This is a genomic window from Marinimicrobium sp. C2-29 (assembly GCF_038419845.1).
GTDB lineage: Bacteria > Pseudomonadota > Gammaproteobacteria > Pseudomonadales > Cellvibrionaceae > Marinimicrobium.
The window spans coordinates 150,784-161,939 of sequence record NZ_JBCAQT010000005.1 but is presented as its reverse complement, the minus strand read 5'-3'; the positions used below and the strand labels follow the sequence as shown (position 1 = coordinate 161,939).

General features: G+C 60.3%; 10 protein-coding genes. 1 reads left to right on the top strand and 9 read right to left on the bottom strand.

The features are described from left to right. Window positions 1-14: 14 nt before the first annotated feature. Genes AAE484_RS06750 through AAE484_RS06730 form a run of 5 tightly spaced genes read right to left on the bottom strand, consistent with a single transcriptional unit; the run spans window position 15 to window position 3,670 of the window. Window positions 15-749 (bottom strand): energy transducer TonB, encoded by a 735-nt coding sequence (locus AAE484_RS06750; RefSeq protein WP_341937594.1) that lies wholly within the window; start codon window positions 747-749, stop codon window positions 15-17. After that, the gene (locus AAE484_RS06745) at window positions 746-1,162 is read right to left on the bottom strand and encodes an ExbD/TolR family protein (protein ID WP_341937593.1); all 417 of its coding nucleotides are present in this window, start codon (window positions 1,160-1,162) and stop codon (window positions 746-748) included. The genes AAE484_RS06750 and AAE484_RS06745 overlap by 4 nt, the downstream gene beginning before the upstream one ends. Before the next feature lie 30 nt (window positions 1,163-1,192). Beyond that, entirely contained in the window at window positions 1,193-1,591 is a 399-nt protein-coding gene (locus tag AAE484_RS06740; RefSeq protein ID WP_341937592.1) for an ExbD/TolR family protein, read from the bottom strand. Further along, window positions 1,581-2,303, bottom strand: a complete 723-nt coding sequence (locus tag AAE484_RS06735) for a MotA/TolQ/ExbB proton channel family protein (protein WP_341937591.1) — start codon at window positions 2,301-2,303, stop codon at window positions 1,581-1,583. Before AAE484_RS06735 ends, AAE484_RS06740 begins: the two co-directional genes overlap by 11 nt. Before the next feature lie 56 nt (window positions 2,304-2,359). Next, entirely contained in the window at window positions 2,360-3,670 is a 1,311-nt protein-coding gene (locus tag AAE484_RS06730; RefSeq protein WP_341937590.1) for an alkaline phosphatase PhoX, read from the bottom strand. Between the two features lie 334 nt (window positions 3,671-4,004). On the opposite strand from AAE484_RS06730, the gene AAE484_RS06725 reads away from it, so the two are divergent. Further along, window positions 4,005-6,842 carry a TonB-dependent receptor gene (locus tag AAE484_RS06725; protein WP_341937589.1) on the top strand — a complete coding sequence of 946 codons (2,838 nt, stop codon included), beginning with the start codon at window positions 4,005-4,007 and terminating at the stop codon, window positions 6,840-6,842. Between the two features lie 90 nt (window positions 6,843-6,932). Here AAE484_RS06725 and AAE484_RS06720 read toward each other — a convergent pair whose 3' ends face one another. The 4 genes from AAE484_RS06720 to AAE484_RS06705 form a co-directional block, all read right to left on the bottom strand. Further along, window positions 6,933-7,247, bottom strand: a complete 315-nt coding sequence (locus tag AAE484_RS06720) for a hypothetical protein (protein WP_341937588.1) — start codon at window positions 7,245-7,247, stop codon at window positions 6,933-6,935. Window positions 7,248-7,251: 4 nt separating this feature from the next. After that, the gene (locus AAE484_RS06715) at window positions 7,252-7,632 is read right to left on the bottom strand and encodes a PH domain-containing protein (RefSeq protein WP_341937587.1); all 381 of its coding nucleotides are present in this window, start codon (window positions 7,630-7,632) and stop codon (window positions 7,252-7,254) included. 189 nt (window positions 7,633-7,821) lie between these two features. Beyond that, entirely contained in the window at window positions 7,822-8,682 is an 861-nt protein-coding gene (locus AAE484_RS06710; protein WP_341937586.1) for a diguanylate cyclase domain-containing protein, read from the bottom strand. Between the two features lie 235 nt (window positions 8,683-8,917). Continuing rightward, window positions 8,918-11,116 carry an alpha-glucuronidase family glycosyl hydrolase gene (locus tag AAE484_RS06705; RefSeq protein WP_341937585.1) on the bottom strand — a complete coding sequence of 733 codons (2,199 nt, stop codon included), beginning with the start codon at window positions 11,114-11,116 and terminating at the stop codon, window positions 8,918-8,920. Between the last annotated feature and the right edge of the window lie 40 nt (window positions 11,117-11,156).

Here is an 11,156-nt window from a genome sequence, read left to right as displayed (position 1 = left end):
ATTGGGTCTGGGGATCAATTCAGTCGGAAGTACACCGGCAGCGTCCAGGTCATGCGACTCTGGGCGAGGTCCTCGGGCATTTTGGGTAGCGGGTCGGCTCTTTCCAGCATTTCTTCCACGGCCCGATCCAGGCTGTCGTGGCCGGTGGGACGCATCAGTTTGTAGTCCAGGATGTTGCCGTCCCGGTCGAAGGTAAAGGACACCATGGCCATGCCCTGTTCGGCTTTGCGCCGGGCGCTCATGGGGTACTCCTTGTGTCGCTCCAGCCAGGCGCTGACCTCGGTGCGGTAATCCGGCGGTGCATCCTGAATGCCGCCGGTCGCCCCCGCCTGCTCGCGGTCGGCGGTCTGTTTCGCATCCCGGTCGCTGCTCTGTTCTGCCACTTCGGCCCGGGTTTCAGTTTCCGCCGGTTCCGGTTGTGGTTCCGGCTCAGGCTCGGGTTCAGGTTCGGGTTCAGACTCAGGTTCGGGCTCCGGCTCCTCCTCTTCGGGCTCAGGCGTTTTCACTTCCGACTCCAGAGGTTCGGGCTCCGGCTCGGGCGTGGGCTCAGGCTCCGGTTCGGGCTCGGGTTCGGGCTCGGCCGCTTTCGGGGGCGGCGCCAGGGCGATGGTGATGGACTGGGCACCGGGATCTTCCGCCCGGTGGACCACTTCTTCATCGGACTGGGTGCGCACCATGGCCACTGTGTGCACGGCGGCGGCGAGTGTGAAGGCCAGTAACCAGTGCGCGGGTCGGGGTTCTCGAATCATTGGTTTTCAGTCAACAGTTGAATCTGGGCGACGCCGCCGGCGCGGAGCTCGGCCAATAGCTGCGTCAGCTCTCTGGCATCGAGACGGCGGTCGGCTCTTACCTGCAAAGGCGCTTCTGGCTCGGGCCGCTGCTTGAGTCGCCCGGCCAGTTGATCGGTATCGATCGCCTCTCCCGTCCATGCGAGCCGACCATCAGCCCCGATCGCAAGGTATTCGGGCTTGGCATCCTGCGCGTCCGCATGGTGCGTCGTGGGCGGCGTGAGCTGGAAAGGCGGTTCCTGAATCAGGGAGCCACTCACCATAAAAAAGATCAACAGCAGAAACACCACATTGATCAGCGGCAGCACATTTTCTTCCGCATTGCTGGCGCGCCGCGGAAGAGGCGGCAGGGAAAAATCAACATTCTTTAACATGGCGCACATCTTGAGAGTGAGAGGTTTATGTCATTCATCCCGGGTTTCACCCAACGCCAGTGCTTCGATCCCCGCATGACTGAGCTGATCGAAGCTGTCGATCAGCTCGTGCAGGCGAACGCCGTCTTCCGCGCGCAGTATCACGGAGGAAATACGCTCCTGCTCCAGATCGGTGCTCAGCCGCTCGGCCAGATCGGCCAACGGATAGCGCTCACTCTCGTAGCGAAGTTCACCGGCACCCAACAGATACACATCCGCCGCCGGGATGTCGTTGGCACTGGCCGCCTCACTGCCGGTGGCCAGCTCCAGTCCGCTCCACTTGGCCAGACTGGAAGCGAGCATGAAAAACAGCAGCAGATTGAAGACCACATCGATCAGCGGTGTCAGGCTGACACTGCGCTTGCGGCGGGGAGCAACGTCAATGTGCACCGGCGAGCGCTCCTTTGACGTCAGCCGCTGGCTGGCGCACTTCGCCCGGCTCTTTGGCCCGCGGTTGACTGACCATGCAGTTGAACGCGCGGCTGGTGAACACACGACTCAGAGCATCCTGCATGTCCTCATGCAACCGCTCGACGCTGCGCTCGAGAAAGTTGAGAATGGCCACGGCGGGAATGGCCACCACCAGGCCCACCGCGGTGGTCAACAGGGCTTCCCAGATACCACCAGAGAGCACCGAGGGATCGACCTGGCTGCCAGCGGCTTCCAGTTGGTTAAAGGCGGCAATCATGCCGATCACCGTACCCAGCAAACCCAGTAGCGGTGCGATGTTGCCAATCACCTCCAGGGGGCGGAAGTGCCGACGGAGCACGTTGATATCCCGCGCGGCGGTACGGGCCACTTCCTCACGCAGACTCTCTTCCGGAATACCCGCCTCACTGCCTTTGACCACCAGGTTCATCGCCTGGGCAATGGGATTGGGGTTGCCGGCCAATGTCTTGGCGGCGCGCGCCGTATCGCCCTGGCGCCAGGCGTCAATTGCCGGCTCAACGAAGCGACGATCGCCCATGCGGATTGAGCGAAACTGCCAGAGTTTCAGCAGGGTAATCGCCAGACCGTACACGGACATCACCAGCAAGATGGCCACGACCGCCCCGCCCAATTCGAGCAACTGCATCAGGGAACTGATGTTGAAACCACTCATACAAACCTCACTTGTGTATTTGATCGGGGCCATCCGCCCCCACCGTCACAGTCCGATCAAGCGTCTACGAAGAACGGACCGCGCATTTCATAAATCCGGCCGTCGGTGTGATCGCCGGTGTAGCCTTTCTGGGAGCTGAAGTACAGACGCTCGCCATCGGGACTGAAGGCCGGGCCCGCAATTTCCGAATCCCGTTGACCGATCACATTGACCAGTTCAAACGGTTTGATGTCGACGCCCACGACCACCAGACGCATCTCACTGCCGTCTTCGGCCACCAGCACATCGCCACCGGAGGAGACTGTCAGGTTGTCGACATCGTCAATACCGGGGTTGAAGGCCTGTTCGGACTGCTTGTCGTAGATCAGATCCAGGGTGTTGGCGTTGGTGTCCAGGGCCCAGACCCGGTTGTCGCCCTTGGTGGTGAAGTACACCATGCCCTCGTGGTACCAGCAGCCCTCACCGCCATCAAAAATCTCGGCCTCGGGTATTTGTTTGCGGGTCGGCGCTTCGCGCCGCTCGGGATCTTCGCCGCCCAGGCGCGGCACCGGGTTGGGAACGGTTTTCCACTGCACCGCACGGGTTTGTAGCGGGTCGTCACCGGTCACCACAGCCACTTCCAGTCGACCCTTGCTCAGATCCGCACGGCCGCCCTCCGGGTAATGCTCGGGCACGAACCGGTAGAAGTTGCCGTCTTCGGTGTCTTCAGTCAGGTAGATGTGCCGGTGCACCGGATCCACCGCTGCCGCCTCGTGCTTAAAGACGCCCAGAAGGGGCGCGGGCACGGCCAGCTCGCGCCCCGTGGGGTCGCACTCGTACACCAGCCCCTCATCAATTTCTTCACAGGTGAGCCAGGTACCCCAGGGCGTGGGGCCGCCGGCGCAGTTGTTGGTGGTACCGGTACAGATGGCGTAGCTGTCGACCACGTCACCCCGGGCGTTGAAGCGCAACGCTCCCACGCCGCCCTGTCGCCAGGCACCGACTTCTGCATTGGAGACATAGACCCAGCCGCCGTCTTCCATCGGGAAAGTAGCGCCGCCGTCGGGGAGCGCATGCCACACATAGTTCGACGCGGTGCTCGGCCGCTGACCGGTGCGGGCGACCTCACGTACGGAAAAGCCGCGCGGCACCATCATTCTGGTTTCGGGATCGTTGTCGACCGTCACCTCATGCAGAGTGCCCGCCAGATTGGGAATGTTGCTGACTTTCTTTTTCAGCGCCAGCGGTTTGGCTGAACGGGGAGAGCCCTGGGTGCTGCAGCCCCAGAGGCCGGGGCCAACAGCGAGCACGCCCGAGGCGACCAGACTTCTCTGCAGCAACCGGCGGCGCTGGTGATTGACGGCTTGTGTGTTGGAGGACTTTTTCATAAGACATCTCGCCCGAATGGATGAATAGCTTTCAATACAAAAGGACGCCGAGACACAAACAATCCCTGAATGTGCCGGCGTCCCGTTGCGATCAAAGTTTATGGTGACGAAGTATGCCATCCGTTTATGACCCCTCGGTGACAGGCATGTGAAATAAAAAAAACAAGCTGTCCCGTCATCAAAGCTTCACCCGCTGTTCACATTTCTGACCTTTGAATGTCATGTCGACCCGCTAGCGTGACCCGCTCAACGAAGAAGACAAAACTCACGCCCGGGGGGCCAGGACGCCGCCCGGTCGTATTTTTGTATTTGATAATTTATTGGGGGTAACACCATGAAAAAGCACGATCTGAAACGCCTGATCACAGGCGCTCTCGGGCTCTGGATTCTTGCGCTATGCGCAACGATTCAGGCTCAGGGTACCGGGGTGATCCGCGGTGAAGTCACTGACGCTACCGGCGACTACTCGTTTCCGGATGCGGAAGTACGCATCGAAGGCGAGCGCATGCGCGAAGTGACCGGCCGCGACGGCAGCTTTCGCTTCAACAATGTACCGGAGGGTGAGTACGAGCTGGTGTCAGAGTACGGTGGCGCCATGCCGGAACGGGTTCCCGTGACCGTAGTCGCCGGAGAAACCGCTCGTGTCAGCATCCGTATCGGCGGCGGCAGCGAGCAGAACAACGCCAATCAGCTCAAGGGACTGCTGATTGACAGCCAGGCCGCCGGCCAGGCCGCCGCTATCAACCGGCGCCGCCGGGCACCGTCCGTCATGGACGTTCTGTCTTCCGATTCGGTGGGTAACTTTCCCGACCAGAACGTGGCCGAAGCCCTGCAGCGGGCGCCCGGGATCTCGGTACAGCGCGATCAGGGCGAAGGCCGCTTTGTGGTCATTCGCGGCATCAACCCCAACTTCAACTCCACCACCATTAATGGCATGCGCATTCCGGGACCCGAAGCCGACTCACGTGCGGTCAACCTGGATGCCATTTCCTCAGACCTGGTAGAGTCCGTTGAAATTACCAAGGCGATTACACCGGATATGGACGGCGACGCCGTCGGCGGCAACATCGAAGTCAAAAGTCTGACCGCATTCGATCTGGGTGGCCGCAGCGGCAGTGTCACCCTGGGCGGTAGCTACAACACCACCAACGAAGAGATCAGCCCGGACATCTCCGCCTCTTACACCGACCTGTTCAGCATCGGTGGCGGCGAAGACAACCTGGGTATCGCCTTTGCCGTCAGCCAGTTTGACCGCGATACCGTCTCCGACGGCATTGAGGGCGCCCCCTGGGAAATGACCGAAACACCCGAAGGTGGCGAGGTCAACGCCCTGCTCGAAGGCGAACAGCGCGATTATGTCCTGACCCGAAAACGCACCAGTGTAGCCCTGAATTTTGACTATCGCCCGAGCGAAACCTCTGAGTACTACCTGCGGACTCTGTACAGCGAATTTGATGACGCCGAGGTAAAAGCCGAGAACATCTTCATCTTCGAGGACGGTGATATCGACTCACTGACGGCCGACAGCGGTGAGTTCTCCGGCGCCGAATACGAAAAAGCCCACTCGGACAGCAACAAGATTGTCGAGATCAACAGCTACAGCCTCGGTGGTAAAAACGAAGTCAACAACTGGACCTTCGACTACGATATTGGTTATGCCACCGCCGGTGAAGCGGGCGACCTGGAAATTACCGGCGAAAGCCTGGCCGAAGACGTCAGCATGGGCTACGACAAGTCCGGCGATGCCGAGCAACCCATCCTCTACGTCATCGGTGACCAGGGCAGCAACGCCAGCGACTTTGTTCTGGAGTCGGCCGAAGGCGAATCGGTTTTCAACGAAGAGCGCGAACTGGCACTGACATTTAATGCTCAGTACGACATGATGTTTGGCGATGCCCCCGGTTTCATCAAATTCGGGGCCAAGACCCGCCAGCGCGAGAAAGAAAACAACATCGACATCAGCATCTACGAAGGCTTTGGCGACACCTACACCATTGCCGACTTCGACCGGAAATCCCCGGCTGACTATCCGCCCCGTGGCGACTTTGGCCCGGCCGTGGATCGCGATGAGTATCGCTCCTTCTTTTATGGTAACCGCGACAACTTCGAGCTTAATGAAGCAGACAGCCTGATCGACAGCAACGGCGAAGACTATTTCCTGGAAGAAGACATCAACGCGGCCTATCTGATGGCTAATGTCGAACTGGAGCGCCTCACCGTGATCGGCGGTGTGCGGGTAGAAGACACCGAGTACACCGCGGAAGGCAACCAGGTCAGTGTCGATGAAAACGTCAACGACGGCGAACCCCAGCTGTCCGATTTCTTCGGCAGCAAGAGCTACACCAACGTACTGCCCAGCCTGCACCTGAACTATGCGCTGCAGGAGAACATGGCGTTGCGCGCAGCGGTGACCAACACCATCGCCCGTCCCGGCTTTGAAGCGGCCGGCCCCTGGCAGATCATCGAAATTGAAGGCTCTGGCGATGACATCGAGCGGGTAATGGAGCGCGGCAATCCGGATCTGGATCCGCTGGAATCGACCAACTTTGATCTGCGCTGGGAGTACTACCCCACTGGCGTGAGCACAGTCTCGGCCGGCTTCTTTTACAAGGACATCAGCGAGTACTTCCTTGGCGCGAACGTCGCCGGCGAGCCACCCTATGAAGACTTCGACGAGGTGTCTCAGACCATCAACGGTGGCGACGCTGAGCTGTACGGCATTGAGCTGGCCTTCATCCGTCAGTTCGACTTCCTGCCTGGTCCCTGGGACGGCCTGCTGCTGGATGCCAACTACACCTTCACCGACAGTGAGGCGGACGTGCCCGAGCGCGACGGCGGCATCCCTCTGCCCGGCCAGTCCGACCACATTTTCAATGTGGCCCTGGGTTACGAAAAGCACGGTTTCAATGTTCGGGTCGCGGCCGCTTATCGCAGTGAGTTCTTTGAGGAGACGGACGATGCCTCCGATCCGGCGTTCGACCGCTATCAGGACAACCACCTGCAGATCGATGTCTCCAGCAAATACCGTTTCAACGACATGGTTCAGGTCCACCTGAACCTGGTGAACATCAACGATGAGCCGCTGTACGCCTACTGGGGCAGTTCGGAGTTCAATTCACAGTACGAAGAGTATGGACCCACCGTGGAAGCGGGTGTCCGTCTGGACTTCTAACGTCCCGCAACCCGCATAAAAAAGCCCCGGGAGAAGCATTTCTCCCGGGGCTTTTTTATGGCTTACGTGGGCTATCTGTTTCCTTCCCGTCTAGAAAATCCAGGCGATCATCAGCCAGAAGATCACAAAAAACAGGAAGAAGCCGAGCAACATAAACGAGAACTCGCCGAGCACGCCGTCCCCCGCCGCCACGGCGAATACCAGAAACAGCACAACGGTGACAAAAAACGAGATGATGGCGGCGGTTTTAAGGCCCAGGCCAGGTTCAAGGTGTGTGGCCGCAAACTCGGAGAGCGCCGGCAGCAATAACAGCGCTGCCACACCCACCAGTACCACCAGGGATACCAGGACGATCGCGATCTTGCGCGACTCGTTCTTGTCCTTCTGATCTTCTTCACCAACCATGGGCTTACCCCTGATTCTGCTGTTCTTTGATCAGCTCGCGCACCCGGTTGGGGTCGGGCATGCCGGAGGCTACTATTTCCGGCTTGTCGCCGGCGGTGTAGATCTCGATAACACCCACGCCGAAAATACGATTAAAGAAGCTCTGCTTGACCCGCACGGTTCGTATGCTGGAGAGGCTGAACTCGGCCCGGTTCTTGCTGAGCAGTCCCTCTTCATACATCAGGTCGCGTTCTTTCACGGTCAGCTTCGAGCCCTTGCACTGCAGGTACCACCACAGCAGTATCAACAGCCCCAGACCGAAGACCGGAATCAACAGCAAGCTGATAATGAAGCCGAGAGGATTGTTTTTGAACATCACCGGATGTTCGGAATATAACTCGCTCACTGAGCACTCCTTATCGCGTTGGTGTCACTGCAGAATAGTCTTATGCGGAAAAAATGCAACGCCGACTCGCCAACTTTGCCGTCGCCCTGGGCTTCCGGCGGGCGCCACTGTTCAATCAGCCTGGCGGTGAGGGCGGACCCAGCCATGCTACGGGCCGGCGATGGCCACCCCCCAGAGACCTTCAGGACGCTATTGTGTCCGATCCCGATAGCCCTTGGCCTGATACATGTCATGATCCGCATGACGAACCAGCTCGAGTTCATCCTCGCCATGCTCGGGGTAAACCGCTATACCGATACTCGCCGAGACGATCACCGTGTGCCCTTCCAGCTCATAGGGCGCCGACAGAGCGGCGGCCACTTTGTCGGCCACGACCCTCGCGTCGTCGGGCTGATCGAGGCCGTTGATCAGGATCACGAATTCATCGCCTCCCAAACGGCCCAACGTGTCGGATTGACGCACACTCTGATGCAGACGCTGCGCCACCGTCCGAAGCAGATGGTCACCAACGGAATGGCCGAGGGAGTCATTGACCGCTTTGAACCGATCCAGGTCCAGAAAGAGTACCGCAAAGCGACTCTGTTCCCGGTGGGCTCTCACCAGGGCGGTTCGCAGCCGGTCGAAGAAGAGGGAGCGGTTGGGCAGATTCGTCAGGGGGTCATGCAGGGCCAGGAACTCCAGGCGCTCCTTCAGGCGCGCACTTTCGGTGATATCCCGGGCGACAGCCACCCGGATCTGGTAGTCATCGGACCAGCGGGCCGACCACATGATGTTCACCACAGAGCCATCTTTGCGGATGTAGCGGTTTTCGAAGTAGGGTTTCGGCTCGCCGCCGATGAGATCACCAATGGCCTCCTCGGTTTTACCCCGGTCATCGGGGTGGACAAAGTCTGTCGGGGGCCGGCCGATCATCTCTTCGGGAGTGTATCCAAAAATACGCTCGCCGGCGGCGCTGATGAAGACGAAGCGCCCCTCCTGGTCCACCACACAGACCGCATCCAGCAGCAGGTCCGTGAATTGACTGAGAGGCAGATCGGGGTGGAATGTCATAGGCTAGTCGTCCAGAAAGCACTCCGGATGCTCATCCTTAACGTGAACGGATACCGGACGGCCGCCGACGATTGGTCGCTTCTCGGGAGGAACTGAGTCGGTTGCTGTGCGCGCCACGGTTGCCTCTTCCTGGTTGGAGATTGGCACAGTATACCTCAGGCGCGCGGGTTTCAGGGAAACCCGCGCGCTGGCGTCGCTCACTCCGGCCACCCGATCGGCGACCGGTCGGGTGGGATCAGTAATCCAGGGTGCGATCGTCTGACTTGGGGTGCCAGGGATCCGGGATGTAGAAAGTATGCTCCAGTCTTTTGTAGTGCTCCAGGCTATGCTCAGGCTCCGGCACGCCTTCGGGCAGCGGCAGGCCGTTGAGGCTCTGGAAGTAGGCCAGACAGGAGTCGCGCCAGCGGATGGCGTCACGCAACTGAACCTCCAGCAGAGCCTTGACGTGCACGTAGCGCTCCTCGTCGATCAGGCCTTTGACGTCTTCCCACTCGGCCTGCATCTGCCGGACCTGTTCGACGCCTTTGTGGTACTTGAGCGCCAGCTCCTCCCAGAGGGTGCGACCGGAGTTCATCTCATGCTCCCAGCCCACGTGGTGAAACCACAGCAGGTAGTCCTCATCGATCTGCTCCAGATTGGCAAAGCGCTCACGCACCGGCTTCTGGTATTGCTCCACGGCGTTGGAGCCCGACTCAGTGCGATCAAAGCCGATGCCCTCTTCGTCCGCCCGATGATAGTACCAGGCGGTCCAGTCCATCCGCTCGGCTTCGTCATACCAGGGCGCCGGGCCGTAGTGGTGGCCCTGGGCATAGAGGTGGGTCAGGCCCAGAGGGCTGCGGTAATTGACGCCCGCCTCACGGGACATGGCCATGACCTCCCCGATGGGGTCGAGAAAGCGCCGATCATTGGTGAAGGTCATCCGCATCCACTCTTCGGCGATGGCCTCGGAGCTGAGCTCGTAATCCCAGGCCAGGCGGCCGAAGGCATACCAGCTCGACTGAACGAAGGGGTGGCCGGTCCAGTTGCGGTCGGTCCCCGGGTTGATCACCCCGGCCATGCCGGTCTGCTCGTACTCGAACACCTCACCGCCGAGGATCTTGCCCACGGTGCTGCCCTCGCCTTTGGCGTGGGTATCGGCGTCGAGCACTTCTTCAAACAGCGGGCCCTGATAGGCCAGATGATTGGAGAAACCGAAGTATTCCTGGGTGACCTGCAGCTCCATCATGATATTGGTGTCCTCCAGCGAACCGAACAGCGGCGAGAAGGGCTCGCGCGGCTGAAAGTCGATGGGCCCGTTTTTGATCTGCAGGATCACATTGTCCTTGAACTTGCCATCCAGGGGCATGAATTCGTCATAGGCTTCGCGGAAGCGATCGCCCTGCTCCGGCGAATAGACAAAGGCCCGCCAGAACACCACACCGCCGTAGGGCTCAAGCGCCTCGGCCAGGATGTTCGCGCCCTCGGCATGATTGCGGCCGTAACCCTGGGGGCCCGGCTGACCCTCGGAGTCGGCTTTGACCAGAAAGCCGCCCAGATCCGGGACATGCTCATAGACCTTGGCCACCCGGTCTTTCCACCACTGCTGAACCTCGGGATCCAGGGGGTCGGAGGTCTCCAGGTCGCCAAAGGCGCGGGGTGAGTCGTAGTTGATCGACAGGTAGGTCTTGATGCCGTAGGCCCGGAAGACCTCGTTGAGTGCGGCCACTTTTTCAAGAAACTGGTCGGTCAGGATTCGCGGATCGGCGTTGACATTGTTGATGGCGGTGCCATTGATGCCCAAAGAGGCATTGATGCGCGCATAGTCCTTGTACCGGGGGTTCTCATTGTACTCGGGCAGCTTGCCCCACTCCCAGAGCGAGAGGCCGGCATAGCCGCGCTCGACCAGGCGGTTGAGGTTGTCCCAGTGGTTGACGACCCGATGCTCGACCTTGGGCGCCGAGGCGATGGCCAGATCGTCAATGGCCTGCTGGGTCTGCATCAGGCGCAGCAGATGAAAGGCCCCGTAGAGCACACCCCGCTCACCCTCGGAGGCGATGACGGTCACATGGCGGCGGCCAATGCGGGTGGTCTCAAGCACGAAGCCCTCGGGCCCCTGCCGGGCCAGGCGCTCGCCCCACTCCAGGCCGGCAATCAGCTCGGAGGTTTCCGGGGTGCCAATCACCACGGATCCGCGCCGGGCGAGCTTGTCGCTGCTTTTGAGCGGCTTGCCCAGCAGCCCCTGAACGCCGCGCTGGAGCTCTTCAGCGGCCGAATCAATCAGGATGGAATCCCCCGTGGCAACCAGAGTCTGCAGTTGCTTGCGGTAGTCTTTGGCCACAGTAGTGTCTTCAAGCGGCTGATAGCGCAGCCACATGTCATAGCCGTCTTCGGCCTGGGCTGCAAACGCGCCCAGTAAGCCTGTCAGCACCAGACCTATCACCAGGAGTTTTTTCATAGAGTTAACCTACTTCGTTTCTGCCGTCGTTCCGGACTCG

Coding starts and splice junctions, on each gene's coding strand:
- AAE484_RS06750 (WP_341937594.1), bottom strand. CDS start 749: ATGATTCGAGAACCCCGACCCGCGCACTGGTTACTGGCCTTCACACTC.
- AAE484_RS06745 (WP_341937593.1), bottom strand. CDS start 1,162: ATGTTAAAGAATGTTGATTTTTCCCTGCCGCCTCTTCCGCGGCGCGCC.
- AAE484_RS06710 (WP_341937586.1), bottom strand. CDS start 8,682: ATGACATTCCACCCCGATCTGCCTCTCAGTCAATTCACGGACCTGCTG.
- AAE484_RS06735 (WP_341937591.1), bottom strand. CDS start 2,303: ATGAGTGGTTTCAACATCAGTTCCCTGATGCAGTTGCTCGAATTGGGC.
- AAE484_RS06725 (WP_341937589.1), top strand. CDS start 4,005: ATGAAAAAGCACGATCTGAAACGCCTGATCACAGGCGCTCTCGGGCTC.
- AAE484_RS06720 (WP_341937588.1), bottom strand. CDS start 7,247: ATGGTTGGTGAAGAAGATCAGAAGGACAAGAACGAGTCGCGCAAGATC.
- AAE484_RS06705 (WP_341937585.1), bottom strand. CDS start 11,116: ATGAAAAAACTCCTGGTGATAGGTCTGGTGCTGACAGGCTTACTGGGC.
- AAE484_RS06730 (WP_341937590.1), bottom strand. CDS start 3,670: ATGAAAAAGTCCTCCAACACACAAGCCGTCAATCACCAGCGCCGCCGG.